At 36.3% G+C, this 25,385-nt stretch carries 29 protein-coding genes; 22 read left to right on the top strand and 7 right to left on the bottom strand.

Translation table 11 applies throughout. The features are described from left to right. Positions 1–636: 636 nt before the first annotated feature. On the top strand, positions 637–1,005 hold the full coding sequence (locus T323_RS0123755; RefSeq protein ID WP_026675505.1) for a DUF1516 family protein: 369 nt from the start codon (positions 637–639) through the stop codon (positions 1,003–1,005). Positions 1,006–1,063: 58 nt separating this feature from the next. Here T323_RS0123755 and T323_RS0123750 read toward each other — a convergent pair whose 3' ends face one another. Beyond that, positions 1,064–1,774, bottom strand: coding sequence for an SDR family NAD(P)-dependent oxidoreductase (locus T323_RS0123750; RefSeq protein WP_026675504.1), 711 nt, complete (start codon positions 1,772–1,774; stop codon positions 1,064–1,066). Positions 1,775–2,175: 401 nt separating this feature from the next. Between T323_RS0123750 and T323_RS0123745 the strand changes: the two genes are divergently transcribed. The 7 genes from T323_RS0123745 to T323_RS28605 all read left to right on the top strand — a co-directional run bounded on the left by T323_RS0123745 (position 2,176) and on the right by T323_RS28605 (position 9,118). Continuing rightward, positions 2,176–3,516 carry a GH1 family beta-glucosidase gene (locus T323_RS0123745; protein ID WP_026675503.1) on the top strand — a complete coding sequence of 447 codons (1,341 nt, stop codon included), beginning with the start codon at positions 2,176–2,178 and terminating at the stop codon, positions 3,514–3,516. 103 nt (positions 3,517–3,619) lie between these two features. Next, positions 3,620–4,918 (top strand): ABC transporter substrate-binding protein, encoded by a 1,299-nt coding sequence (locus T323_RS0123740; protein ID WP_026675502.1) that lies wholly within the window; start codon positions 3,620–3,622, stop codon positions 4,916–4,918. Between the two features lie 72 nt (positions 4,919–4,990). Beyond that, the gene (locus T323_RS0123735; protein ID WP_026675501.1) at positions 4,991–5,914 is read left to right on the top strand and encodes a carbohydrate ABC transporter permease; all 924 of its coding nucleotides are present in this window, start codon (positions 4,991–4,993) and stop codon (positions 5,912–5,914) included. Beyond that, positions 5,914–6,759 carry a carbohydrate ABC transporter permease gene (locus T323_RS0123730; protein ID WP_026675500.1) on the top strand — a complete coding sequence of 282 codons (846 nt, stop codon included), beginning with the start codon at positions 5,914–5,916 and terminating at the stop codon, positions 6,757–6,759. Before T323_RS0123735 ends, T323_RS0123730 begins: the two co-directional genes overlap by 1 nt. 22 nt (positions 6,760–6,781) lie before the next feature. After that, on the top strand, positions 6,782–7,825 hold the full coding sequence (locus tag T323_RS0123725; protein ID WP_026675499.1) for a LacI family DNA-binding transcriptional regulator: 1,044 nt from the start codon (positions 6,782–6,784) through the stop codon (positions 7,823–7,825). Between the two features lie 106 nt (positions 7,826–7,931). After that, positions 7,932–8,543: a YesL family protein gene (locus T323_RS0123720; protein ID WP_026675498.1), complete on the top strand. Its 612-nt coding sequence runs from the start codon at positions 7,932–7,934 to the stop codon at positions 8,541–8,543. 428 nt (positions 8,544–8,971) lie between these two features. Beyond that, positions 8,972–9,118 carry a YrzI family small protein gene (locus T323_RS28605; RefSeq protein WP_084309392.1) on the top strand — a complete coding sequence of 49 codons (147 nt, stop codon included), beginning with the start codon at positions 8,972–8,974 and terminating at the stop codon, positions 9,116–9,118. A gap of 154 nt (positions 9,119–9,272) precedes the next feature. Here the strand turns inward: T323_RS28605 and phnE (T323_RS0123705) are convergent, their stop codons facing one another. The 4 genes from phnE (T323_RS0123705) to T323_RS0123690 all read right to left on the bottom strand — a co-directional run bounded on the left by phnE (T323_RS0123705) (position 9,273) and on the right by T323_RS0123690 (position 12,717). After that, positions 9,273–10,073, bottom strand: coding sequence for a phosphonate ABC transporter, permease protein PhnE (phnE, locus tag T323_RS0123705; RefSeq protein ID WP_026675497.1), 801 nt, complete (start codon positions 10,071–10,073; stop codon positions 9,273–9,275). Next, entirely contained in the window at positions 10,073–10,864 is a 792-nt protein-coding gene (gene phnE / locus T323_RS0123700; protein ID WP_026675496.1) for a phosphonate ABC transporter, permease protein PhnE, read from the bottom strand. The genes phnE (T323_RS0123705) and phnE (T323_RS0123700) overlap by 1 nt, the downstream gene beginning before the upstream one ends. Next, positions 10,857–11,633, bottom strand: a complete 777-nt coding sequence (gene phnC / locus T323_RS0123695) for a phosphonate ABC transporter ATP-binding protein (protein ID WP_026675495.1) — start codon at positions 11,631–11,633, stop codon at positions 10,857–10,859. Before phnC ends, phnE (T323_RS0123700) begins: the two co-directional genes overlap by 8 nt. A 115-nt stretch (positions 11,634–11,748) precedes the next feature. After that, on the bottom strand, positions 11,749–12,717 hold the full coding sequence (locus T323_RS0123690; protein WP_026675494.1) for a phosphate/phosphite/phosphonate ABC transporter substrate-binding protein: 969 nt from the start codon (positions 12,715–12,717) through the stop codon (positions 11,749–11,751). 307 nt (positions 12,718–13,024) lie between these two features. On the opposite strand from T323_RS0123690, the gene T323_RS28600 reads away from it, so the two are divergent. The 11 genes from T323_RS28600 to T323_RS0123630 all read left to right on the top strand — a co-directional run bounded on the left by T323_RS28600 (position 13,025) and on the right by T323_RS0123630 (position 20,859). Further along, positions 13,025–13,180 carry a DUF1540 domain-containing protein gene (locus T323_RS28600; RefSeq protein WP_084309391.1) on the top strand — a complete coding sequence of 52 codons (156 nt, stop codon included), beginning with the start codon at positions 13,025–13,027 and terminating at the stop codon, positions 13,178–13,180. Positions 13,181–13,421: 241 nt separating this feature from the next. Continuing rightward, entirely contained in the window at positions 13,422–13,862 is a 441-nt protein-coding gene (locus T323_RS0123680; protein WP_026675493.1) for a disulfide oxidoreductase, read from the top strand. After that, positions 13,859–14,335: a thioredoxin family protein gene (locus T323_RS0123675; RefSeq protein ID WP_026675492.1), complete on the top strand. Its 477-nt coding sequence runs from the start codon at positions 13,859–13,861 to the stop codon at positions 14,333–14,335. The genes T323_RS0123680 and T323_RS0123675 overlap by 4 nt, the downstream gene beginning before the upstream one ends. A gap of 272 nt (positions 14,336–14,607) precedes the next feature. Further along, entirely contained in the window at positions 14,608–16,623 is a 2,016-nt protein-coding gene (locus T323_RS0123670; protein WP_026675491.1) for a chemotaxis protein CheA, read from the top strand. Positions 16,624–16,664: 41 nt separating this feature from the next. After that, a complete protein-coding gene (locus T323_RS0123665; protein ID WP_373279362.1) occupies positions 16,665–17,090 on the top strand; it encodes a chemotaxis protein CheW in 426 nt (141 codons plus the stop codon). 33 nt (positions 17,091–17,123) lie between these two features. Beyond that, positions 17,124–17,483 carry a response regulator gene (locus T323_RS0123660; protein WP_026675489.1) on the top strand — a complete coding sequence of 120 codons (360 nt, stop codon included), beginning with the start codon at positions 17,124–17,126 and terminating at the stop codon, positions 17,481–17,483. 22 nt (positions 17,484–17,505) lie between these two features. Beyond that, positions 17,506–17,961, top strand: a complete 456-nt coding sequence (locus T323_RS0123655) for a chemotaxis protein CheX (protein WP_026675488.1) — start codon at positions 17,506–17,508, stop codon at positions 17,959–17,961. A 376-nt stretch (positions 17,962–18,337) separates the two neighbouring features. Next, complete coding sequence (locus T323_RS0123645) at positions 18,338–18,760, top strand: fluoride efflux transporter FluC (RefSeq protein ID WP_026675486.1); 423 nt, start codon at positions 18,338–18,340, stop codon at positions 18,758–18,760. Then, a complete protein-coding gene (gene crcB / locus T323_RS0123640; RefSeq protein ID WP_026675485.1) occupies positions 18,757–19,134 on the top strand; it encodes a fluoride efflux transporter CrcB in 378 nt (125 codons plus the stop codon). Before T323_RS0123645 ends, crcB begins: the two co-directional genes overlap by 4 nt. A gap of 57 nt (positions 19,135–19,191) precedes the next feature. Next, the gene (locus T323_RS0123635; RefSeq protein WP_026675484.1) at positions 19,192–19,683 is read left to right on the top strand and encodes a cation:proton antiporter regulatory subunit; all 492 of its coding nucleotides are present in this window, start codon (positions 19,192–19,194) and stop codon (positions 19,681–19,683) included. A 3-nt stretch (positions 19,684–19,686) separates the two neighbouring features. Further along, positions 19,687–20,859: a cation:proton antiporter gene (locus T323_RS0123630; protein ID WP_308417669.1), complete on the top strand. Its 1,173-nt coding sequence runs from the start codon at positions 19,687–19,689 to the stop codon at positions 20,857–20,859. 146 nt (positions 20,860–21,005) lie between these two features. Here T323_RS0123630 and T323_RS0123625 read toward each other — a convergent pair whose 3' ends face one another. Then, the gene (locus T323_RS0123625) at positions 21,006–21,350 is read right to left on the bottom strand and encodes a YhjD family protein (RefSeq protein ID WP_026675482.1); all 345 of its coding nucleotides are present in this window, start codon (positions 21,348–21,350) and stop codon (positions 21,006–21,008) included. Between the two features lie 162 nt (positions 21,351–21,512). Between T323_RS0123625 and T323_RS0123620 the strand changes: the two genes are divergently transcribed. Both T323_RS0123620 and T323_RS0123615 read left to right on the top strand, forming a co-directional pair. Next, positions 21,513–22,136, top strand: coding sequence for a pyroglutamyl-peptidase I (locus T323_RS0123620; RefSeq protein ID WP_026675481.1), 624 nt, complete (start codon positions 21,513–21,515; stop codon positions 22,134–22,136). 281 nt (positions 22,137–22,417) lie between these two features. Then, on the top strand, positions 22,418–22,714 hold the full coding sequence (locus T323_RS0123615) for an IDEAL domain-containing protein (RefSeq protein WP_026675480.1): 297 nt from the start codon (positions 22,418–22,420) through the stop codon (positions 22,712–22,714). A gap of 104 nt (positions 22,715–22,818) precedes the next feature. Here T323_RS0123615 and T323_RS28215 read toward each other — a convergent pair whose 3' ends face one another. Continuing rightward, positions 22,819–24,339: a pectate lyase family protein gene (locus tag T323_RS28215; protein ID WP_051556704.1), complete on the bottom strand. Its 1,521-nt coding sequence runs from the start codon at positions 24,337–24,339 to the stop codon at positions 22,819–22,821. A 405-nt stretch (positions 24,340–24,744) separates the two neighbouring features. On the opposite strand from T323_RS28215, the gene T323_RS0123605 reads away from it, so the two are divergent. Then, positions 24,745–25,383, top strand: a complete 639-nt coding sequence (locus T323_RS0123605; protein WP_026675479.1) for a PilZ domain-containing protein — start codon at positions 24,745–24,747, stop codon at positions 25,381–25,383. Positions 25,384–25,385 lie beyond the last annotated feature (2 nt).

Genomic DNA, 25,385 nt, shown 5'->3' with positions numbered 1-25,385 from the left:
TGAACCCCCCAAAAAAACTCTGTCCGCAGGTAAAAAACCTTGTCCAAGGGTAAAAAACTCTGTCCAAAGTATTTTTAAGGTGAAAGGGATAAGGGGTAGAGAAAAAGCATGAAGGAGTCTTTGAAAGTGTTGATAACACTGACATTGGCTCTTTTTTTCATTCAGCCATTTACCCTAATTCCTTAATCCTTACCTCTACTACGGACAAACATTTTTACCTTTTTTCATCGCTCAAAACCCTAATTCCTGTCCCCTTATCTTTTCTATTCTGGACAAACATTTTTACCTGTAAGAGTGTGGTAAAAGTGGGGGGAAGGCTTGGGGGAGAAGGGATTGAGAGGGATTGGGGAGTGGACAAAGATTTTTACCGATCTACATAAATTAAGCCCTTTTCAGCTCCTTGTTCTAATGGCCAATATACTATACGACCTTAATGAAAAAGGATCAGTGCAGCATACCCGTGCTCACATTGATCCTTTTTCTTTCTTTAAAAGTCCAAATGTTGAAATTATACTGTTACTAAAATTGTCACAATCCTGTTACGAGTAAAGGGACGAAGCATTTGTTTGTTCAACGATTTTCATATAAACTATAAAGGAAGTAGTACATAACAAATCTATGATAAGGAGGAATATTATGTATAATGCGATTTATCAATCTCACGCAGGATCTTGGGCTATCACGTTGCTGTTATTTTTTATTGCGTATTTGTTAATTGTAACTAACAAAGACAAAGCTGGTAAAATTGTTCATATGATTTTGCGTTTATTCTATGTCATTATGATTGTGACAGGAGGATGGTTACTTTTTGCCTGGTATTTAAGTGAGCTCACTTTTATTATTAAAGCACTATTAGCGTTAGCACTGATTTACTTCATGGAAGTTATTTTAACACGTGCTAAAAAGAAAAACCTTGACCGCAAAGTCAAAATGTACCACTGGCTGCAATTTGGTGTTACTGCGCTGTTAGTTGTCTTGATTGGATTTAATGTATTATCGTTTTAACGAAAAAACCCTGCAAAGCCACAAGCTGCTTTGCAGGGTTTTCATTTGTTATATCTAATTAAAGGGTCACTTTCGCATTCGCTCTTAATTTTACTTCATCTACAGTAATTACACGATTTTTAGGTAAATCAGAGCTAATCAATAGCTGTAACAGGTAAGGAGCGACTTCACTTGGGTCGTCACCTCTAGATTGGAGTTTTGTTTTCATGACACCTGGGTTAAAGACCGTTGCGCTAATACCATTTTTGGCTTCTTCTTCTTCAGCAGTAAAGGTTAACGCTTCTAAAGCAGCTTTACTTGCGCTATATGCACTAAATCCAGCAGCACCTTGGCGGGCTAATCCAGAAGTAATTGAGATAATCTGACCAGACCTTTGTTGCCTCATGATTGGGATACACGCACGCGTCATAAGGAAAGCAGATGTTACATTGTTTTCAAAATGATGAGTCCATGATTCTAATGTAGAATCCACAATGTCATAATTTTCAAAGACAGCAGCATTGTTAATGAGAACATCAATTGTTCCAAATTGACTTATCGTCGCTTCAATGAAACGATTCACGTCCTCCTCAATAGAGACATCAGCTTGCGTTACTAAAAATTGACCCTGATATGGAGATAAATCCTTCTCCATCTGTTCGATACTTCCGATAGAACGGCAACAAATGGAAACTTTCCCTCCTTGCTTTACTGCTTCTAAGGCAGCTTCGCGTCCTAAGCCTGTTCCGGCACCAGTGATAACAATCACTTTTTCAGATAAAGCACCCATTTTTCACCCTCCTTTAATAAAAACCAATAGATACTTAATTGTAACTAAAGTTTACAGAAAAGTCAATGAATTAAGAAAATATAACCAGGATAGAATGTTTCGTAAAATTAGTTACGAATATTTTAGTGGTTTTACGAAAGAAAAGAAGTGAAATACGAGAAATCATAGATTGGTAGGGAAATACCTACGTATAATGGATATAATAAGTTGGACAAAAAAGCGGAAAACAATGTAGCGAAGCGCATTAATTAAGGGTAATGAAACGGTAAAATAAGCACTTTTGAAATAAAGTAATTTTTTTGAAAAAAATCTATTGACAAGAAACTTTTCAAAAGCTACTATGAAATTAACGAAACCGGTTTAGTAGAAATAAAGATAAACCACTTTGAGGAGTTGTGAAAATGTTAAAATTTCCAAATGATTTTGTCTGGGGAACGGCCACATCTTCATACCAAATAGAAGGAGCAGCTAGGGAAGATGGTAAAGGTGAATCGATATGGGATCAGTTTTCTCGTATACCTGGGAAAGTACATAATAATGATACTGGGATAATCGCGTGTGATCATTACCACCTTTATGAAAGCGATATCAAACTTATGAAAGAGCTTGGAATTAAATCTTATCGATTTTCGGTAAGTTGGCCAAGAATATTTCCAAACGGTACGGGTCAAGTCAACGAAAGGGGTTTAGATTTTTACAAAAGAATCATTGATACGTTATTAGAAAATGGGATAACACCAGCACTTACAATGTATCATTGGGATTTACCGCAAGCCCTTCAAGATAAAGGTGGATGGACGAATCGAGATATAGTTGATTATTTCGTTGATTATGGAAGTGTTTTATTCAAAAATTTTGGAGATGTCGTTGACAACTGGATTACTCATAATGAGCCTTGGGTTGTTTCGTACTTAGGATATGGTTCAGGAGAGCACGCCCCAGGATATCAGGATTTTCCGTCTTTTGTCAAAGCATCACACCATTTATTACTTTCACACGGTAAAACCGTTCAGGCTTTTCGTGAAAGCGGTATTATAGGGAAGGATATCGGAATAACGTTAAATCTTAACCCAGCATACCCCGCTTTTGATGGAGAAGAATATGAAAAAGCAACTAATATTTATGATGGATTTATGAATCGATGGTTTTTAGATCCTGTTTTTAACGGGTCATATCCTAAAGAAATACTAGATTTATACAGCCAGTTTGTGTCATTAGATTTTATAAAAGAAGATGATTTAAACACGATTGCAAATCCAATTGATTTTTTAGGTATTAATTATTATTCAATTACAAACATTATACCTGCAAAAGATTGTAACCAACATTTTTTAGGATTTGAGTCTGTAAAAAAAGGCCTTCCAACGACGGGGATGAATTGGGAAATTTATTCTCAAGGGTTATATGATTTATTGACGAGAATAAAAAGTGATTACAATGACCCGAAAATTTATATCACTGAAAATGGTGCGGCTTTTGATGATGAATTAATTGATGGTAAAGTGAATGACGAAAATAGAATTAGCTATGTCAAAGAGCATTTAGATGCATGCCATCGTGCGATTCAAGATGGTGTGAATCTAAAAGGATACTACTTATGGTCCTTTATGGATAATTTTGAATGGGCGTATGGTTACGATAAAAGGTTTGGTATGACCTATGTTGATTATGAGACTCAAAAGCGAATTCCTAAAAAAAGTGCTTATTGGTATAGCGACGTCATAAAAAACAATGGTTTTTAAAGCGTTGTACTCTTTTAAGGAGGTGAATCACAAAAATAGGAAAGAACGGATACTTAACGACTATTGGGGTAAATTATGAAAAAAATTAAAGGGGGAACAGAAAATGAGAAAGTTAAAGATGTCTTTAGCAGCACTTTTATCCGTATTTGTTATTGCAGCTTGTAATGGTGGTGGAGATGAAACGCCAGCAGACCAAGGTGGCGACACTGCAACAGGTGGTGGCGATGGCGAAGCGGTTTCAATTACATTCTGGGAATTTGGAAATACAGGATACGATGTACTTGCAGCGGAATATATGGAAGCTAATCCTCATGTTTCAATTGAAATTCAAAACATAGACATGAACGATCTACATGATAATTTATTTACGACACTTTCTGCAGGAAGTGGTGCTCCGGATTTAACTATGATTGAAGTTAATGAAATTGAGCGTTACCGAGATGCACAAGATCGTTTCCATAATTTAAATGATTATGGTGCAAGTGATGTCCAAGATAATTTCCTTGATTGGGTTTGGAATACAGGTTCAAGTCCAGATGGCGATTTTGTTTTTGGGTTACCGACAGATATCGGTCCAACAGTAATGTACTATCGTACAGATGTGATGGAACAAGCTGGTATTGGAAGTACTCCTGAAGAAGTTCAAGCAGCAATTTCAACATGGGAAGACTTTGAAAATGTAGCAGCACTGCTTGCTGAAGAAGGAATTTTAATGGCTGATGGTGCCGAACTAGTATACAATGCCCGTCGTGACCAAGCTAAAGAGCAGTATTTCAACACGGATGATGAGTTTATTGCAGAAAACAACGATATTATTCGTGAAGCATATGATTACACAGCAAATTTAATTCAACAAGGTTACGTCGGTGACATTGAGCTATGGACGCCTGAATGGTTTTCTGGAATGGCTGATGGTAGCTATGGTGTATTATTAGCTCCAGCATGGATGCAAGGTGTAATTAAAGATAACGCTCCTGAGCCAGAAGGCATATGGTCGATTACAACAATGCCAGAAGGTGCTGGAAACTGGGGTGGATCATATTTAGCTATCCCTGCAGAGTCTGATGTAGCAGAAGAAGCTTATAATTTTGCTGAGTGGCTAACAGCTCCTGAGCAACAATTTAAAGCGTTCCAAGGTTATGGATTATTCCCATCAGCGCCAGCTGTATACGACGAGCCTGAGTTCCAAAGCTATACGGATGACTATTTTGGTGGTATTGAAACGGCAAGAATTTTCTCAGAGGCTGCACAAGCGGTTGAGCCAGTTTATAAAGGCCGTAACTTCTATTTAGTTAACGATGAGATTCAAGAAGCTCTTACACGTATCCATGGCGGTGGAGATGTTGATGAAGAGTGGGATGCTGCAATGCAACGTGCAAAACAACGTCTAGAAAGACAATAATTTCTTATAAAGCTAGGATATGACAGTATTCTGTCATATCCTTTGCTTTCAACATTAAGGAGGGACATCAGCATGGAATCAGTGGGCAAATCCAAGTGGTTAAATGAACGCAGAAAAAATGCGATTTCTGGTTACTTGTTCATTTCGCCGTTTTATATTTTGTTTGCTATCTTTGGACTTTTTCCTATTTTATTTAGTTTTTATATTGCTTTTTTCCGTTGGAATGGTCTAGGGCCAATGGAGTTTGTTGGGTTACGTAACTTTAATTTAATTTTTCAAGATCCGATTTTTTGGAAATCACTTTCTAATACGATTATTATCGGTATAATGGGGACATTACCTCAAATTTTCGTCGGAATTCTATTGGCTTTTGCCCTTAATTCAACATTGATTCGCGGTAGAAATATATTTAGAACAGCTATTTTTATGCCATATGTTACTTCAATCGTATCGGTTGCCATAGTCTTTGGAATCGTATTTAGTAATCAGCCATTTGGCTTGGCCAACTTTGTTTTAGACTTCTTTGGTGTTGACCCTATACGTTGGTCCACTACGGAATGGCCTGTTAAAATCGCAATTGCCTCGATGGTTTTTTGGAGGTGGGTTGGTTACAACACGATTATATTTCTAGCGGGAATGCAAAGTATTCCAGGAGAATTATATGAAGCAGCAAAAATTGATGGAGCAACAGTTCGGCAGCAAATTACACTCATTACTGTTCCAATTTTGAAGCCATTTATTTTATTTGCGGTGTTTACAGCTACAATTGGAAGTTTACAGCTTTTTACAGAACCGCTTGTATTTTTAGGAAGAGGACTTCGAGAAGAAGGGATTACTGTCGTTGCCTATTTGTGGCGAGATGCTTTTGTCAATAATGCATTTGGACCAGCCTCAGCAGTTGCTGTCGTCTTATTTTTCTTAATTATAATATTCTCAGCGATTAACTTGCTCATCACAAACCGTGTTGGACGTTCAAAGAAAGTAGGTGTTAAATAATGGCAGCAGAAGTAGGGACAAAAGGATTTTCGATTCAAAAATTCATCGTTTATTTTATGCTCGTTTCAGGTTCATTGTTGTCGTTATTCCCTTTTTATTGGATGTTAGTGATGGCAACAAGGCAAAACAGTGAAATCAATCGCGTTCCACCACCATTTACACCTGGTAGCGATTTAGTCTTAAATTTTCAAAAGGTATTAGATAATATTAACTTTTTCCAAGCAATGGGGAACTCGTTTTTTGTGGCAACAACTGTCACTTTTGGTACTTTATTTTTATGTTCCCTAGCAGGGTATTCTTTTGCTAAACTAGACTTTAAAGGGAAAAATATATTTTTTGTCTTTATTTTAGTGACAATGATGATTCCTCCGCAACTTGGATTAATTCCACAATATTATATCATTACTCAATTAGGGTGGTTAAGTGATTTACGAGCACTTATCGTCCCAGGCTTAATTAATGCATTTGGGATATTCTGGATGAGGCAATATATTAAAGAAGGGGTCCCGTTTGAGTTAATTGAAGCATCGAGAATTGATGGATGTTCTAACTTTAGAATTTATTGGAATATAGTTGTTCCAATGATATTACCAGCGTTTGCAACTTTAGGTATAATTGTATTTATGAATGTATGGAATGACTTCTTGTGGCCACTTGTTGTTCTTCAAGACCAAGCATCTCATACATTACAGGTTGCACTACGTTCATTAAACGATAACAGACTTAGAGATAACGGTATGATTATGTCAGGTACATTTTGGGCAACAGTCCCATTAATTCTTGTTTTCTTATGTTTCAACCGACTCTTCATTGATAGCTTAACTGCGGGGTCTGTTAAATCGTAACGATTTAAAAGGAGAAGGGCCTATGAAGGTGACGATTAAACAAATTGCGAAAATAGCAGGTGTTTCTCAAGCGACAGTTTCTAAAATTATTAATAATTATGATGATGTTGGAGAAGCAACAAAGAGACGAGTGTTAGACATCATGGATCAACATGGCTACCGTCCTTCGTACTCTGCGAAGACGTTAGCCAGTAATCATTCGAATTTAATCGGAGTGGTTTATGCAGGGAAAGTAAACGCTGATTTTAATCACCCTTTCTTTGTTGATGTTATGAACTCTTTCAAAAAGTCAATTGGTTTTTTTGGGTATGATTTAATGTTCTTTTCAAATGAAAAATTTAACTATGAAAGTGAAGATTATTTAGCAAGATGTCGACATTATCAAGTTGAAGGTTGTATTATCATTGGCGGAGAAGAAATTCAAGAATCAATTTATGATTTGGATAAAAGTGAGATTCCGTGTATAGGAGTAGATATTAAACTGACAGGAAATCGGTCCGGTTATATTATGACCGATAATTCTCAAATCTCAGCAAAAGTAGTTGAGCATTTTTATTTACAAGGATATCGTGATATCGCCTATATTGGCGGTAAAGTCGATTCAGAGGTTGGTACAATCCGCTACGAATCATTTAAGAAAGTTGTAGGACAATATGGCTTACAATTGAATGAGGACTGGATTATTTTTGGAGACTATTTTAAAAAGAGCGGTTATGAAGCTATGAAACAACTGCTTTCTAGGAAACCCATTCCCGAAGCCGTCTTTGCGGCATCTGATTTAATGGCATTAGGAGCGATTCAAGCGATAAAAGAACAAGGTTTACGTGTGCCTGATGATATTGTTGTTATCGGCTGTGATGATATTGAAGCGGCTGGGTATGTAGAACCTCCTTTAACAACAATCAGACAAGATAAAGAAAAAATTGGGAAATTAGCGGCTCACATGTTAGTTGATTTTATCAATGAAAAAATTCACTCCACCTCTGTTATGGTAGAACCAGATTTAATCATTCGTGGCACATGTGGGAAAGTGAATAATGCTATCATGACAAAAATGATTGAGTAATCTGTGGTATTTACAGATTACTATTTTTTTGAAGCTATTCGGTATGAAATAGATTCTGAAACGGTTAAACTAATAATGTAAACTAAAGCAAAGCTAGGTGTTATAAATGAAGCAAGCCTTTGTTTTCTCCGAATGGATTTATAAATTTGTCCTTCTAAATATATTATGGCTCGTGTTTTTTCTTGTTGGGTTAGGAATCTTTGGTTTTATGCCAGCGACTGTTGCTGTATATTCTATTGTTAGAAGATGGTTTATTGGTGAACGTGACGTTCCGATTGTATCATCGTTTATTCAATACTATAAGGAAGAGTTTTTCCGTTCAAATAAGGTGGGACTCATTTTTCTTTTTCTGTTTACCATCCTTTATTTAAATTTTTACTATGTTGACTTAAATCCAGAACCACTCAGCAATATTTTGTTTTTTCTTTATTGTGCAATGGCATTTGTCGTTGGCGTGACATTTATTAATGTTTTCCCTGTCTTGGCCCATTTAGAACTAAAAACGCTTGGGTATATTAAAGCAGCTTGTGCTCTTGCTTTTCTTCATCCAATAAAAATGGCGATGCAATTATTATGGATTTTTTGTTATTTGTTAGTCTTGCATCAATTTTTAGTTTTATTACCGGCATTAGGGGTAAGTATACTCATTTATTTTCTCATGAGAATTAATTTTGATACGATTCAACAATACAGACAAGATCATGAAGTAGGTTCGTAAACACCGTTAAAGATATCTTTAACGGTGTTTTTTATATTAATTAAGTAGGCAAACCAAGTGTATTTCTAAAAAAAAGAAAAAAATGGTTTACTTTTAAATAAATATTGGTTAAAATTACCTCTGTAAGTATAATTATTTTAAAAGGAGGCGAATACAATGATGAAAGCTTTAACTATTTTTAAACATCAATTGAATAATCAAGTCATGTGTTCGAATCCTATGGTTTTGAAAGAATTTTATTAATTCAAAAATTACAATAGCTTTGCTATGTAAAACCACAGGTCTGTCGACCTGTGGTTTTTTATATAGAAAAAACAAAAAAGGAGGAGAAGGAAATGATGATAAGAAGTGCAGTATTCGTATGGTACAAAAAGGTGAAGGGCCTCACCTAATCAGCGTAATGAAAAGCAAAAAGGAGGCAATCGGTTATGAGATTTCAATTTTTCATTTTTACTGTTACAGTTTCGAAACATAAATGGAACGCATGTGATATTGAAAAAGCAAATCAATACGAAAAACGACAAAAGCAATTAAAGACAGTAAAAGATCGTTTTCGTGATGTGAGACATGTGTAATATAAAAAGCTGAGTGGACAAATACCACTCAGCTTTTCTAAAAGATAGAAAGTATAAAAATTTTGGTCTAGCAGCGAAATCTTGAAAGCTTACTCTTGGAGAGCGAAGGCTTCGCACTTCGCTTGAAAGAAAAGACGCCCCCGCGTTTTTCTTATTATACGATACGCTTGCGAATGAATGAACTTGTCATATCAATAATCGTAACAACAACGATAATGACAAGTAAAATCATACCAACTTCATCCCACTTACGGTTAGCAATGGAAATGGTAATGAGTGTACCGATACCACCTGCACCGATAATCCCTAAGATTGTTGATGCACGAACATCGATTTCAAATCGATAAATCGCATAAGATAAAAACTCAGGAATAATTTGTGGGATAACCCCATAAAACAATACTTGAATTTTATTTGCACCATTTGCTTGAAGTGCTTCCACAACATGCATATCAATCGATTCAATTACTTCAGAATACAGCTTTCCTAACATCCCGATAGAGCCGATTGCGATAGCAAGAACCCCTGCAAAAGGTCTTGGTCCAACAGCAGCAACGAACATAAGAGCAAGAACGAGCTCTGGGAAAGCTCGAATCCCATTTAGGACTCCTTTTGAAAAATTATTAAGTAAGCGACTTTTCACCATATTACTTGCTGCGAAAAATCCAAACGGAATCGCTAGTATGGCAGCAAGAAGAGTCCCTGTATAGGCCATTTGTAGCGTTTGCCACATTAACCCCATCACTTTACCGAACGCACTCCAGTCTGGAGAAAACAATTGCGGAATGACTCGTCCCATATTTGTAAGGGTCCTTTCACTGAATACACGACCCCAGTTCACATCAATCGAGACGAAAGTCCAAATATAAAGCGCAACAATCGCGACGGTAATTACTATGTTACGGGTTATTTTCCAAGCCGAACGTTTTTTCTTTGGAGGCAATGTAAGTTCCATTAGACAATTCTCTCCCTTATCTTATTACTAATGTAGTCAATGACAACAACGGCTGCAAATATAATAATAATAATGGTCATGACCCGTGGATAGTTGAAGAAACTTATTTGTTGTTGAAGTAATAAACCGATACCACCAGCCCCGACAAAGCCTAATACCGTTGAGGCACGGACATTTACTTCAAAAACATACAAGCTAAAGGAAACGAACTGTGGTAATACTTGTGGTAATACAGCATACCAAATGACTTGTATCGTATTTCCACCTGAAGCGCGAATAGCATCTAATGGATTCATATCAATAGCCTCAATTGTTTCATACATCAGTTTAGCCAGGAGACCTAATGAGAAAATGAATAACGCCATAATCCCAGGAAAAACACCAACACCGAAAATTCCAACAAAAATAATCGCAAGTAAAATATCAGGAATCGTTCGTAATACGTTCATAATAAAACGAACGGGCTGATGAATCCAAGCCTGTGGAAACAGATTTGCAGCCGAAAGTAAAAAGATAGGTATACTAACAATAGCAGCAAATGTTGTTGCAATAATCGCCATGTGTATCGTTTCTACAAGCTTTTCCCATACTTGTGGGGCATAACTCCAGTTTGGTGGGAAAAGATCCGTCATGATGCGTTGAAATCCGCCCCAACCGTGAATAATGTCCATTGGTGTTGACTTCGTTGCCCAAGATGTATAAGCATAAACACCAACAATAGCAAAAAAGATAATGGTCATTCTTAATTTGGCTTTTGTTGAAACAACACCAGCTAATTCTGGTTTACTCATCGTCTTGACCTCCTACAAGGTCATCCTCTCGAATTTTTCGACCATATATTTCTTCAAACGTTTTCTCAGATACTTCGCTTGCTGGACCATCAAACACGACTTCACCTGCACGCATTCCGATAATTCGATCCGCATATTCCATTGCCATGTCAATAAAGTGTAGATTAACAATCGTTGTAATATTATCTTCTTTGTTTACTTTTCGTAAGTAGGTCATCACTTGATGTGATGTTGGTGGATCAAGACTCGCAACTGGCTCGTCAGCTAAAATGACTTTAGGTTGTTGTGTTAAAACACGAGCAATGGCAACACGCTGTTGTTGGCCACCACTTAATTGATCGGCACGCATATACACTTTTTCAGCAATATTTACACGCTCAAGGCTACGATAAGCCAAAGCTAAATCTTTTTTCGGGAAAATATTTAATAAGCTTTTAATTGTTCCTGTATGACCTAGGCGACCAGAGATAACATTTTTCATGACTGTAGAACGTTTGACTAAATTATAGTTTTGGAAAATCATTCCAACTTCAGTGCGTAATTTACGTAACTTACGCTGATTGTACTTTAGAATATCATCATCTTCAATTCGTAATTCTCCAGAGGTTGGTGTTACAAGACGGTTCATACTCCGAATTAGTGTAGATTTCCCCGCACCAGATAATCCTACGATGACGACAAATTCCCCTTGATTTATTTTAAGGTTTACATTTTTTAAACCTTGTGTACCATTTGGATAAACAAGTGATACATCTTTAAATTCAATCATCTCATTCCCTCATTTCTATATCTTGTAGAAGGTTATCCCCCTCTTTTATTTTCTTAGCATATTGTATAAGAAAACAAAAGAGGAGGGAGAATAGAATTCTCCCTTCAATTAATTATTAATTAATTTGATCTTGGAATTTTTCGTACACACTACGAACAACATCATAATCACTGTCTTCTGCTGTGTCGATTCCAGTCCAGTTATACACAGATTCCATAATTTCAATCATTTCCGGATCGTCATTGAATGAAAGGAATACTTCAATGATACGGTCAATTAAATCTTGTGGAAGATTTGTTGAAACCGAAATCGTGTCGTTTGGAATATCGTCAGTGTAGTCAAGGATACGTAATTCATCCATTACTTCAGGGTAGTCCTCTTCAATTGCAGTACGAGCATCATCAAATGTAGTCGCAACATCAGCGTCGCCTTCTAATACTTGAATTAATGCGTTATCATGTCCTCCAGCTGTAATTAAGTTAGAGAAGAAGTTTTCTACATCTGTTACACCATAGTCATCCATTAATTGTGCAGCTGGGAAAAGATATCCACTAGTAGAAGTTGGATCAGCAAATGCCCAAATTTTACCTTCTAAATCTTCAAGGGATTGAATGTCAGAGTCAGTACGAACAACATATTGAGCTTTGTATGTTGAGCTACCATGACGAACAGATTTTAAAACGGCTTGAATATGGTCATAACGCTCAGTTCCTAATACATAACCAAATGGAGGAAGGAAGCCAATATGTACTTGGTTGTTACCCATAGCTTCAACTGTTGCAGTATAGTTTGTCATCACTTCACCACGAACAGGAATTCCTAATTCTTCTGAAAGACGATCTGCAAGTGGAGCAATTGTATCAGCAATGTTTGCTGAATCTTGAGAAGGAACAAATCCCATGACTAGTTCATCTGGATAGTCTGCTTCTGTCGCTTCTTCTCCAGCTGCCTCATCTGTTTGTTCTGTTTCTTCTGCTTCTGGTTCTGCACCTGGTGTTTCTTCAGGTGTGTCTTCTCCTGTACCACATGCTGCCATGAAGAAAGCAAGAGCTAGTACAATAAGTAAAGATAAAAGTTTTTTCACGTTTTTTCGACCCCTTTTGTTAAAATTGTGTAAAAATTTCGTACATCAACGATTATAGTACAGAAAGGGAAGAAAAACTATACTTATGTGAGAAGTTTTTACATCTTTAGAAAGTTAATAAAATCAAAGAAACATAAATATTATCTTAATATTTTCTTAATAGTAGATTAATATAAAGTTCCAATTTATGATATTTCACAATAATTTTTAAAAATTATTATAAAAGAAAGGAAGCGATACCAATTTTAAGCTTCACGAATGATTTTCGTTGTTTTCGTCAAGGCTAATAGTAGGGAGGTGAGACGACATGGCAGTAGATGTATTATGTGAAGTGAATAACTGTAAGTTTTGGGCACAAGGAAATCAATGTGCCGCTGACCGTATTTACGTTGTAAGTCATACTGGAAAACAGGCTGAAAAGCAAGAAGAAACAGACTGTAAAACATTTGAACCTGAAGCGTAAGATTGACAGAGAGCAGCTATTGACGGATGGCTGTTCTCTTTTTATTGACTGACAGGAAAATATGTCTTCTCCTATCTTATTATTGATTATCATTATCGATAATATTCACAAAAAACACATATTTAATTGGTAAGCTCAATTTTAGTAAATTGTGTTAGAGCGTTATAATTGCACTGTTTCTTCCTATTATGTAGTATAATTGAAAGTGCTGTTGCTAGACTGAAAAAGGAGTAAAGATAAAATGAGTAAACAAGACGAAAAACGATTAGAGTACTTGTTATTTTCCGCGTGGGCGATATCAGTGATTGCAACTGCAGGTAGCCTTTATTTCTCGGAAATAGTCGGATATATTCCGTGTGAACTTTGTTGGTACCAACGGATTGCGATGTACCCACTCGTCGTACTATTAGGAATAGCTGTCGTTAAAAAAGATTACAAGCAAGCCATTTACGGACTTGGTTTATCAACAATAGGGATTATCATTGCAACGTACCACTATTTATTACAAAAAGTTCCGGCATTATCAGTAACAGACTCTTGTGGGGTTATTCCGTGTACTGGTCAGTATATAAACTGGTTAGGCTTTATTACGATTCCCTTTTTAGCCCTAACAGCATTTATTTTGATTACGATTATGCTAGTGTATATGATTTTGATTGAAAAAAGGAGAGAACAGGATTGAAAAAAGTTATTATTTTCTTATCAATTATCGTTGTTTTATCTATTGGAATTATTTTAATTACAAATGCAGCAAATGAACGACAAGTAGCCGGTAACCCATTTGGAAAAGATAAACTTCATCCAGAAACGATTAAACAATTAGATAACCCGAACTATCAAAATATAATTCTTCCAGAACAACTAGAAAATAGACTTGAAGAAGGTGGGAAAACAACGGTTTATTTTTATAGTCCTACATGTCCTGCCTGTGTTGCAATGACTCCGATTATTGTGCCTATGGCAAACGATTATTTCGTAGATTTAAAAATGTATAATTTGTTAGAATTCGAGCAAGGTTGGCAACAATATGGAATTCAATCAACCCCAACAATTATTCATTTTGAAAACGGTCAGCCTGTTCAAAAACTAGAAGGGTTACCACCAGAAGGAGAAAGAGAAGCAATTCTTACCCAATTTTTAGAAGAAATTAAATAAAGAAAAGGGCTAGGATGGTAAAACATTCCTAGCCTTTTTGTTTTTGGAATAAAGTAAAGTTTTTTGTTAAAAGTTTTAATAAATAAATACTATCAATTCAGAAGAGAATCATGTATTATATAGTTAAATAGTCACGTTACTTATTTAGTGGTTTTGATGGAAATAAATACTTATTTATTTCCGACTATGCTATTATTATGATAAATAGTGAAGAATATTGTCAAAGAAAGTAAGTAAAGTTAGAAATATAGAATGTTGAGGTGAATAGGGTCTTGAGTCATGCAGAATATTTAGACGTATTTATTGATGAAAGCCAGGAACATTTGCAAGCAATTAATGATAATTTGTTAAAACTAGAAACTGCACCAAGTGATTTGTCGATTGTTGGAGAAATTTTTCGTTCCGCTCATACTCTAAAAGGGATGGCAGCTACGATGGGTTACGAAGATCTTGCACATTTAACTCATAATATGGAAAATGTGCTTGATTTAATTCGAAATCAAAAGTTAGATGCATCCTCAGAAGTATTAGATGTTGTATTTGCTTCTGTAGATGACCTTGAAGAAATGGTAAATGATATATCGAGTGGCGGTACAGGAAAACGTGACGTAACAGCGACTGTATCGATGTTAGAGCAAATCGAAAAAGGTGAAACACCAACGCCGCAAACTAATACGGAATCACCAACATCAGCTGGTACTGTCTCTTTTGATGAGTCTTATGATCAATTTGAGTTAACTGTTCTTTCTCAATCAAAAGAACAAGGTTTTACCGCTTATCAAGTCAAAGTAACATTAGATGAAAAAACAATGTTAAAAGCAGCTCGTGTGTTTATGGTGTTTGAAGTGTTAGAACAAGTTGGGGAAGTTATTAAATCAACACCACCAACAGAAGAGTTAGAAGAAGAAAAGTTTGAGAATGAGTTTTTAGTTACCGTTTTATCACAACTTGATGCAGAAGAAATTAAACAAAGAATTAATAAGGTTTCTGAGGTTGCTGACGTTCAAGTTCATACACTTGATGTGGAAGCACATTTGAAAAAAGAAACGGCTGAAAAAGAAAAGAAAGTAACATCCACTAGCGCAACACAACAAGTAGAAAAGAAACAAGAAGGCGAACAAGTAAAGAAGGCGAATGAAGGAAATAAAACGATACGTGTTAGCATTGAGCGTTTAGATATTTTAATGAACTTGTTTGAAGAGCTTGTTATTGACCGTGGTCGGTTAGAGCAAATTTCAAGTGAATTAAAAAATAATGAATTAAACGAAACGGTTGAGCGCATGTCTCGCATCTCAGGAGATTTGCAGGAAATTATTTTAACAATGCGAATGATGCCAGTGGATCAAGTATTCAACCGTTTCCCTCGTATGGTTCGTAGCTTATCTAAAGATTTAAATAAAAAAGTCAATCTACAAATTATCGGTGCAGAAACGGAGTTAGACCGTACGATTATCGATGAAATTGGGGACCCGCTCGTACACTTAATTCGAAATTCAATTGACCATGGTATTGAAACACCTGAGAAGCGTCGTGAATTAGGGAAACCTGAGGAAGGAACAGTTGTCCTTCGAGCGTACCATAGTGGAAACAATGTCTTTATCGAGATTGAAGATGATGGTGCAGGAATTAACCGTGAACGTGTATTAAATAAAGCGTTAGAAAACGGTGTAATCACTGAAGAAGAAGCATCGACATTAAATGACCAGCAAATTTATAGTTTGTTGTTTGCCTCAGGGTTCAGTACAGCAGAAACAATTACAGACGTGTCTGGCCGTGGAGTTGGTCTTGATGTTGTGCGAGCAACGTTTGAATCATTAGGTGGGGTTGTTTCTGTAGATTCAACACTTGGAAAAGGATCTATTTTCTCTATTCAATTACCATTAACTTTATCGATTATTGATGTAATGTTAGTTGAAGTTGGGGTAGAAAAATACGCAATTCCACTTTCTTCGATTGTGGAAACAGCCATTGTTAGTAAAAATGAAGTGTATAGTGCTCATAATCAAAAAGTCATAGATTTCCGAGGAAAAGTCGTACCTTTAGTTTTCCTTAAAGATATTTTTGAAGTCCCTTGTGAAGAACAAGAAGATGAGTTTTATTCACTAGTTATTATTAATAAAGGTGATAAAGTCGCAGGTTTAGTTGTTGGCTCATTAATTGGTCAACATGATATTGTTCTTAAGTCATTAGGAAATTATTTGAATGAAGTATTTGCGATTTCCGGAGCAACGATTTTAGGAAATGGACAAGTTGCGTTAATTGTAGATACAAATGAATTAATTAAATAAACAATGTGAGGAGGGAAATGTCTGTGTCAAATGATGTGGTAATGAAAAACGATTTAAAACTTATTATTTTTCAATTAAAAGATGAAGAATATGCGATTGAAGTCGATGTTGTACAATCCATTGAACGCATGCAGCCTGTGACACGGATTCCAAGGACGTTCCCATTTGTAACAGGCGTCATGAACCTACGTGGTGTCATTACACCTGTTATTAACTTAAGAAAACGGTTTGGAATTGAAGAAAAAGAATTTGATGAAGCAACAAGAATTCTTGTGATTTCTAAAGATGGTATTGAAATGGGCTTTATCGTGGATGGAGCTAATGATGTGATGGATGTTCCCGTTAGTAAAATCGAGCCTACACCAGAAGTGGTCGGTGGAGTCGAAGCGGAATATTTACGTGGAGTCGTAAAAATTGGAAATCGCTTGTTTACATTATTAAATTTAGATAAAGTAATTAAAGAATAGAACATTAATTATTCGAGTTATGGGGTGGATTATATGGCGTCAGTGTTAATTGTAGACGATGCAGCTTTTATGAGAATGATGATCAAGGATATTTTATCAAAAAATGACTTTGAAATTGCGGGAGAAGCTGCTAACGGAGCCGAAGCAATTGAAAAGTATAAAGAGTTAAAACCGGATTTAGTAACAATGGATATTACAATGCCTGAAAAAGATGGCATTCAAGCATTAAAGGAAATTAAGGAAATTGATGGAAATGCAAAAATCATAATGTGTTCAGCAATGGGACAACAATCAATGGTCATTGATGCGATTCAATCTGGAGCTAAAGACTTTGTTGTAAAGCCATTCCAAGCGGACCGTGTTATTGAAGCAATTAAAAAAGTACTAGGGTAATGGTGTTGTAGGGGGAGTTGGAATGGACGCAAGGCATGTCAATGCAATTACAAAAGCGACGAAAAGCATCTTATCTAGCCACCTTGGTTTAGATGTAAAACTCTTGAATCCTTTCGTACAAAAAAAACTTGTGCCTACTAATGATATTACAGTTATCCTTGGCATCTTTGGACAGTTAGAAGGACAATTGATTTGTACGATGGAAGAAACAACGGCAAAATCAATCATTTCCACAATGATGGGTGGATTCCCGGTTGAAGCCATTGACGAGATGGGATGGAGTGCAATTCAAGAGTTTGGAAATTGGGTCGCCGGCAACACAGCTACGGAATTGTCCCAAGACTATGTGATTGATGTAACTCCACCAGTTGTAAATAATGGAACATCTACGTTCCATTCAACGAGTTCATTTATTACACTCCCATTAGAAAGTCAAATCGGTCAGATTGATATTCATGTGACGATTAAAGAAAAGTGATAAGAAAAAAGACGAAAATCTTCGGATTTTCGTCTTTTTTGCCTTTATGGAGGTCGGCCTATGTAGATTTGGTGAGGGGATGAAGGACATAAGGAAGCGGAAAATGAGGAGAAGTGTCCTTCATAAGGGACATGAAGGACAAAATGAGAGGAAAACCAAGGAAAAGTGTCCAATAGAAAGGTTCTATTGGACAAAGAGAGAGAAAACAGAGAGAAAGTGTCCAATAAAAAAAGCTCAATTGGCCAAAATGGGGAAAAATAAACATAAAATGTCTTTTATAGATCAGGATTCATGCATACAACACTCTTACTTTTCTTCTTCACCTTAAATCGTTATGATAAGGAGAGTGGAAGCGGGCAGGAGTGGAGTGTGAAAAATGGTGCAAGTACATACATGGAAAAACATAGCCGCGATTGCCATTGGTGGAGCGGTTGGGACAGTAGCGAGGTTTTTTGTCAATTTTATAAGTTATGCTACTGGGTTACCATTAGGTACGATGATTGTGAATGTTATCGGAAGTTTTATGCTCGGTTTGCTCTCTGGATGGGTTGTGAAAAAAACTCTTAAAGAATGGGTCAAGCTTGGATTAGGTGTTGGGTTATGTGGAGGTTTTACGACGATGTCGACCCTTGCAGCTGATACGATGTTTCTCTATAATCATGAGGATTTGTCATTTCTGATATTATATCTTTTTCTTTCCGTTTTTGCTGGAGTTACAATGGCTGGGCTAGGGTGGTATTGTGGTGAGCGTTTGATAAAACAAGACAAGCCACTGAAAGAGGTGCAGAAAGAAGAATGATATATGTACTATTAGCTGGTGGAGGAGCATTAGGGGCGGTTTGTCGTTATAGTGTAGGAGTCGCAATGATGAAATTATTTCCACATCCTAAAATACCAGTAGCGATGCTTGTGGTTAATTTACTTGGGTCATTTGGTTTAGGGTTGTTTTATGGTAAAATGTTTGGACTCGTTTCTTTACCAGCCTATGACAGCATGCTTTTCCTCAGTCTAGGTGTTGGTTTTTTCGGAGCATTTACGACGTTTTCCACATTTAGTGTGGAATCCTACCATTTATGGAGAGATAAAAAGTGGATGGCCCTTCTACTTTATATTAGTATCTCAATTATAGGTTCGATTCTAGCGTTTTTTGGAGGGTTTTTGTTATTTGCCTAAACAAAAGAATAGAAAATTGTATAGAATAAAAAAGAAGGAATAGAAAGGATGGTATCAATGAAAGTAAAAGCAGCTGATTTACCAGGGATTGGGAAAAAAATGTCGTTTATCACGGCGGAGGGAAGTATGCTAGTGTTAATCATCCATCATACAGGAAAACGGGAATTATATTTTTTCCAAGATGCAGATGATGATGAAGCCGATTTTTCGATTAATTTAACGGCTGATGAAACGCGTGAATTTGGAGCTCAATTATTAGGTGCGGTATTTCAGCCTGTTGACGCCGACAAAATGGTATTATTTAAAAGTCAAATTGTAATGGAATGGCTTGAACTAAAGGCAGAATCACCAATTGCGGAAAAGACGATTGGAGAGTCTGAAATTCGAAAACGTACAGGTGTGAGCATCGTCGGAATTTTCCGTGATAACGAAGTCATTGCAAGTCCAGAAGTCAATGAAACACTAAAGGCTGGCGATACACTAATGGCCATTGGAAAAAGTGAGCAAATCCAAGCCTTTGAAAGCTTATGTAACGGGAAGGCGGTGTAAGGATTGGACCTGCACATGCCTGAAATGTTAGGAGCAGGGTTAATTCTTTTACTCCTTTTTATTATCGGCTATGTTGGAATGAAGGTGAAAGTTCCAGAAGTAATTACATTTATTTTATTAGGAATTACTCTAGGCGGTTTATTATCGGGATCTCATTTGCTTCATTTCATCGGTGAAATTGGAATTGTATTACTCTTTTTTATGTTAGGAATGGAGTTTCCAATTAAGCAATTAGCAGGGGTAGCGAAAAGAGTAACACCCGCTGGAACATTAGACGTCGTTTTAAATTTAGGGATAACAACAGGAATATGTTTACTATTAGGAATTGACCCGCTCATGTCCTTTTTAATTGGTGGGGTTTTATATGCTACAAGTTCTTCAATTACTGCCAAATTACTAGAAAGCTCGAAACGAATGGCGAACCCTGAATCTGAATTTATGTTAGGGCTATTAATTTTTGAGGATTTAGTTGCCCCTGTTCTTGTCGCCATTTTAGTTGGATTAACAGCAGGTGGGGCGTTAACTGTTGGTGGATTATCATGGTTGCTTGTAAAAGTTATACTTCTTACTGTTGGAGCGATTGTCATTGGACAAGTAGTCTTTAAAAAACTGGATACATGGTTTGACCGTCATATGAACAGAGATGTGTTTGTCCTATTTATTATAGGGGTTGCTCTTGCTTATGGTGGGCTTGCCCTTTATTTAGATTTATCTGAAGTGCTAGGCGCTTTTCTAGCTGGGATAATGATTGCGGAAGTTAGAAAAACACATCAGCTAGAACAATTAATATTACCAATCCGAGATATTACTTTACCGCTCTTTTTCTTATATTTTGGAACAACGATCGAGTTTGGGGAAGGAGTTCCGATGGTAGGTACTTTACTCTTGTTGCTCGTTTGGTCAATTATCGCTAAAATTATTGTCGGGATTTACGGCGGAAGATGGTATGGCTTATCAAAGCGGGTGGCGCTACGGGCTGGCTTATCCTTAACACAGCGTGGAGAATTTTCCATTATTATTGCGAGTCTAGCCACAGCTTCTATTATGGTTTTTAGTAGTGTCCTCATATTAGCTTCAGCAATGATTGGAATTATTCTTTTTCAGTTTGCTCCTAAAATATCAAAAGCGATTTATGGAAATAAACAGCCGAAAGGAAAAGTGAAAGTACCAAGTTAATTGAAATTGTTAAAAAAAACAAAAAATAGTATACACACATTATCACCTTCTTTTTTGAGAAGGTGATTTTTTAGCGACAAGGGCACTTATGAATGTAGGCCACCACTATTCTATTAAAGGATTTTTTAAAGCCAATAGTTCATTTTTCAACTTCGGGACTTTTCTTCAATATACTGAAAAATTTGCCGTTTCAAATGAATGTTTAAATATTGTTTTGTACATTCATAGTCTTTTGTTTTCACTAAGTAAAAAGTGAAAGTACCATCGTTGCGAAGTTTTGTGATGTGAAGCTTTGTTACTTTCATTTGTTTTCTCACGTTTGCTAGCTCTTGACTAATTTGATCCATCACATGAACAGTGCGCTCGATGTAAAGCATTTTTAGTTTTAAAGGAACTTTCTCTAAAGAAGCTAAGTCAAGTTCAAGTACCCTTTTGGCAATGGAGAGCAATACAAAATGGTAGATAACTTCTTCTTGTTGTTTAGTTAACATGTGTATCACCTACAGATTATAAATAAGAACAAATGTTCTCTTTGTATTGTAAGTGATTTTCATTGGTAAAGCAAATGGGAAGTGGCGGTTAAATGTGAGTTAGTAGGAGTTTTGAAACAAAAAAGATATAATGGAACTATACTACACGGTGAGGTGAACGACATGAAAGTATTAGTATCAGGATTTGAACCTTTTGGTGGATTAACGACAAATCCGACTGAACAACTTGTTCAAGAAGCAAAGAAGTTTTCAATTGATGGTGTCACAATCGAAACGGTTTTATTACCGGTTGTGTATCATCGATGTACGGAGCAACTAATTGAAGTAATCGAGCGAGAAAAGCCAGCTGTCGTGCTTTCGCTAGGTTTAGCCTATGGACGAAGTGAAATCACACCAGAACGAATTGGTATTAATATACAAGATACATTTGGTGAAGGAACGAAAGGTGATAATGAAGGAAGAAAGCCAGTGGATGTACCGATTGATCCAAATGGTCCAGATGGATTATTTTCAACATTACCGAACCGTCTTATTGTGGAAGCGTTGAAACAACATCAGCTTCCAGCGGTGATTTCAAATACAGCGGGTACTTATATTTGTAATAATACATTGTATGGGGTTTTACATTATATTCAACAGCATCAGTTGCCAATAAAAGCAGGCTTTGTCCATATTCCAGCGACACCAGAGATGGTGATAGACAAACCGGACATCCCAAGTTTACCTTTTGAACAACTAAAAAAAGCGTTACATATTATCATAGAAACAATTAAAGATAACGGGTGATAAAGAAAAACGCTAGAAACGTTTTTTCTTTCAAGCGAAGTGCGGAGCCCTGCCCGCTTTTGACAGTGAACCCCAAGTGCTCTTCTTGGGGTGAAACGCGCAGGTGCGTAGCCTTCGCTCTTCTAGAATAAGCTTTCAAAGCTTCGCTGCTAGACCAAAATTTATATACTCCCTCTTTTGAAAAAAATGGCATTGGAAAATGCCGTTTTTATGTTTACATCGGGATTACACCGGGTATTTCATAAATAAGTGAAAATGTAAAAAAGATTGGAGGGGCGTTTATGAATCATTCTGCCAGGTCCGAAAGAATTTTAAAGCAGCTTGCCTTAATACAAAATGACCAACACACTCCGCTACGAACGATTTTTTCTTTATACGCCCAAGCTATAATTGAATTGTCGTTGTATCACTGGCAAAAAGAGCGATTTCTAAAAGACATAGATGAAGCATTAGAGAAAAAAAACAAAGAGATGTTTATGACGGTTACGACGAAATACAATCGTTTTCTAGAGCAATATAAAGACGGTAAAGTGTTAGAAGAACGAGGGTTACAGTGGAAAATTAAATTTGAAGAATAACACGACTCCATAAAGAAGGGAGTCGTGTTTCTTTTCTATCCTATCCAGCAGAGGTTTATATCAAGGAAGGAATTCATAATTCGAAACGAGAAAACTAACTCGGCTTATCGAACAATTCCGACCCCTGAATAGCGTTCTACAGACGATTTTGCATCAGACGCGGTTTGAACTTGATATGAATATGGAGCAACATAATTTGTCGTTGAACGTAAATGACTAGAAGGTGTATTGACAAATGTATTACCTCTAAGGTTCCAATATCCTGTTTGTGGACTTCCATAGTACCAACCAACAGCCGTTTTAATCTGCCCTGTTGTTGGATCGACTTGTCCTGAGCCTACATTTTCAAAATAATTATTTTCTACAAACACTCTAGCACCCATTCGACTATTAATCGCTGTGTCATTAATATCTTTAAAATAATTGTTGAACATATGGACATCAGCAAATCGAATAAGAGGTACACGTGAGTTTAAGTTGTGAAAGTAATTATGATGATACGTAATATGGTTTGGAGCTAATGAAGCATTATCGGTATGTCCGACTAACATCGATTTCCAGTGATTTTCGAATTTATTCCATGACACTGTAATATATTGTGAGCCTCTTTTTATATCGACTAATCCATCGTAATAATCTGGATTCCCATTTCCAGGAAACTCACTGAAAAACTCATTATGATCAATCCATACATTGCGGCTGTTTTCTGTAATTTCGATCGCGGTGCCTTCTCCTTCACGAACATGATGGATTTTTACGTTTTGAACAATGACATTATGTGCATTAATCAATCGCAAGCCAATCCCATTAAATTCTCCACTCGTCCCTTGACCAATGATAGAGATATTTTTAATTGGATGTGCTTGGCCACGATGATTTTTTACTTCGATACTATTACTTGAAGAATTTTGCTGTGTGATTGTCCCTGTTATATAAATGGTCATAGGCTCATCAGGATTACTACTTCTGCTTCTGTCATTAATATGCCTTTGTAACTGTTCTCCTGTAGAGGCATACACGACTTTTCCACCTGCCCCACCTGTTGTCCCTCCATTCATAGCAGCAAAGCCAATAGGTTGGTGAAAATTACCTGGAAAAGAGCTTGTTTGAACTTCGCGAATAATCCATGTTTGATTAGGATTTCCTAAATCGTCCCATTGAACAACGTTGGCCCCATTACTATGAGAATGCTCAAAAACTTCTAATGCTTTTCCACTATGTCTGCTTATGAGCTTTTGTCCTGAGCTAGATGGTAAGATACTCCACTGCTGATTGCTTCCGCCATTTCGGTCCCATTGAACAATGTTACCGCCATTTTCTGTTGATCTTGCATAAAGATCAAGTGCTTTCCCACTGTTTCTATTTACAATTTCATAATATCCATGTTGGTTTTGTACAATCCGCCATTCTTGGCAACTACAATTCGTTAATTCCCATTGTTGTACATTGCCACCATTTTCCGTTGCGGCATGTCCAACTTCAAGGTATTTTCCGCTATTGGCATTAATGATGTGGTAATAACTATTTTCTGAATAAGAACTAGCCTCTCCAGTTGAGGAAATAGCAAAGCTTGCGATGACCAATACAATGACTAAGAAAAATTGAGATACGCCTGTTTTTTTCATACAATCACCCTTTCAAGGATTAGTTTATTCATCTAACAACGTTGTTAATTTGCGATGAATACAACAAAGATAACAAAGACGATGGAAAAAACCTATGGTTGATATAGCCTAAAAACAATGAGAGAAAGAAAAAAATAATACAGTATACCTATAGGGATTCTTTATCTTTTTCTTGTTTTTTCGTTTTATTTGGAGAAATTTCAATCTTTATTCCTGTAATGACATTGAATGTTTTGTATACAAAGTTTCATAGTTTCTTTTCACCATCAGTAATGGACATCGAAAAAGGGTTCGATAGAATGAACCAATTAAGCATTGTTTTTTATAGGATATCGAAAATTTGATGTAAAATATGAAAAATATGGTATAATACTGAGTATTAAGAATGATTCGGAGGGCACTAATATGGCCGTGTGTATTGATAATAATTTAATCGGAAAAGTCACGATTATTACATTGAAAACAGGGATTATCGTGGGAGAAATTGTGAAAATAAACAAAGAGTATTTTGCTATGAAAGTAATTTCAGATCGAAGTAGTGGGAGTATTGACTTAGACTATTTATACCAAATCCAAATTGAAAATGAGCAATCTACGGATGTTTATGTGCTTCTCGCTAAGATCGAATCTATTCATAATATGGATGCGACAATGATGATGTTTATTCGTCCGATTGAAGAGAAAAAGCATAGCAATAAAAGACAAAGTGATAGAATCAAATTAAGTGCAATCTATGATTATTCCATTTCAATGTCATTTAAAAAGTTCCCACCAATTGGGCAAAAATGGATACGGGGAAGAGCTTCAGATATTAGTACAGGTGGAGTTCAATTACTGGCATCAGACTATATTAGTTCTGGTCAGCTAATTGAAGTTCAACTTGATAAGCCGTTTGTGAACGAAAGTGAAATCATTGTAAGTCGGATTGTTCATGTTCGTAAAGATGGGGCTGATTATGTTTATTCTATACAATTTTTAAATATTAGTGATAAACATTCAGAAAGACTTTTTGAGTTTGTCCAGCTGATGAAGTCTACGATCTAACA

It is taken from the genome of Alkalihalobacillus bogoriensis ATCC BAA-922, assembly GCF_000621445.1.
In the GTDB taxonomy this organism is placed as follows: Bacteria; Bacillota; Bacilli; order Bacillales; family Bacillaceae_F; genus Bacillus_AO; species Bacillus_AO bogoriense.
The sequence above is the reverse complement of the archived record's forward strand: the minus strand, read 5'-3'. Positions and strand labels throughout refer to the sequence as shown.

Excerpts from the sequence above, each read along its gene's own strand:
- T323_RS0123755 (WP_026675505.1), top strand. The coding sequence starts at position 637 with ATGTATAATGCGATTTATCAATCTCACGCAGGATCTTGGGCTATCACG.
- phnE (WP_026675496.1), bottom strand. The coding sequence starts at position 10,864 with ATGAGTAAACCAGAATTAGCTGGTGTTGTTTCAACAAAAGCCAAATTA.
- crcB (WP_026675485.1), top strand. The coding sequence starts at position 18,757 with ATGATATATGTACTATTAGCTGGTGGAGGAGCATTAGGGGCGGTTTGT.
- T323_RS0123645 (WP_026675486.1), top strand. The coding sequence starts at position 18,338 with ATGGTGCAAGTACATACATGGAAAAACATAGCCGCGATTGCCATTGGT.
- T323_RS0123735 (WP_026675501.1), top strand. The coding sequence starts at position 4,991 with ATGGAATCAGTGGGCAAATCCAAGTGGTTAAATGAACGCAGAAAAAAT.
- T323_RS0123725 (WP_026675499.1), top strand. The coding sequence starts at position 6,782 with ATGAAGGTGACGATTAAACAAATTGCGAAAATAGCAGGTGTTTCTCAA.
- T323_RS0123620 (WP_026675481.1), top strand. The coding sequence starts at position 21,513 with ATGAAAGTATTAGTATCAGGATTTGAACCTTTTGGTGGATTAACGACA.
- T323_RS0123740 (WP_026675502.1), top strand. The coding sequence starts at position 3,620 with ATGAGAAAGTTAAAGATGTCTTTAGCAGCACTTTTATCCGTATTTGTT.
- T323_RS28215 (WP_051556704.1), bottom strand. The coding sequence starts at position 24,339 with ATGAAAAAAACAGGCGTATCTCAATTTTTCTTAGTCATTGTATTGGTC.
- T323_RS0123625 (WP_026675482.1), bottom strand. The coding sequence starts at position 21,350 with ATGTTAACTAAACAACAAGAAGAAGTTATCTACCATTTTGTATTGCTC.
- T323_RS0123720 (WP_026675498.1), top strand. The coding sequence starts at position 7,932 with ATGAAGCAAGCCTTTGTTTTCTCCGAATGGATTTATAAATTTGTCCTT.
- T323_RS0123660 (WP_026675489.1), top strand. The coding sequence starts at position 17,124 with ATGGCGTCAGTGTTAATTGTAGACGATGCAGCTTTTATGAGAATGATG.
- T323_RS0123745 (WP_026675503.1), top strand. The coding sequence starts at position 2,176 with ATGTTAAAATTTCCAAATGATTTTGTCTGGGGAACGGCCACATCTTCA.
- phnE (WP_026675497.1), bottom strand. The coding sequence starts at position 10,073 with ATGGAACTTACATTGCCTCCAAAGAAAAAACGTTCGGCTTGGAAAATA.
- T323_RS0123635 (WP_026675484.1), top strand. The coding sequence starts at position 19,192 with ATGAAAGTAAAAGCAGCTGATTTACCAGGGATTGGGAAAAAAATGTCG.
- T323_RS0123680 (WP_026675493.1), top strand. The coding sequence starts at position 13,422 with ATGAGTAAACAAGACGAAAAACGATTAGAGTACTTGTTATTTTCCGCG.
- T323_RS0123605 (WP_026675479.1), top strand. The coding sequence starts at position 24,745 with ATGGCCGTGTGTATTGATAATAATTTAATCGGAAAAGTCACGATTATT.
- T323_RS28600 (WP_084309391.1), top strand. The coding sequence starts at position 13,025 with ATGGCAGTAGATGTATTATGTGAAGTGAATAACTGTAAGTTTTGGGCA.
- T323_RS0123665 (WP_373279362.1), top strand. The coding sequence starts at position 16,665 with ATGAAAAACGATTTAAAACTTATTATTTTTCAATTAAAAGATGAAGAA.
- T323_RS0123615 (WP_026675480.1), top strand. The coding sequence starts at position 22,418 with ATGAATCATTCTGCCAGGTCCGAAAGAATTTTAAAGCAGCTTGCCTTA.
- T323_RS28605 (WP_084309392.1), top strand. The coding sequence starts at position 8,972 with ATGAGATTTCAATTTTTCATTTTTACTGTTACAGTTTCGAAACATAAA.
- phnC (WP_026675495.1), bottom strand. The coding sequence starts at position 11,633 with ATGATTGAATTTAAAGATGTATCACTTGTTTATCCAAATGGTACACAA.
- T323_RS0123655 (WP_026675488.1), top strand. The coding sequence starts at position 17,506 with ATGGACGCAAGGCATGTCAATGCAATTACAAAAGCGACGAAAAGCATC.
- T323_RS0123750 (WP_026675504.1), bottom strand. The coding sequence starts at position 1,774 with ATGGGTGCTTTATCTGAAAAAGTGATTGTTATCACTGGTGCCGGAACA.
- T323_RS0123730 (WP_026675500.1), top strand. The coding sequence starts at position 5,914 with ATGGCAGCAGAAGTAGGGACAAAAGGATTTTCGATTCAAAAATTCATC.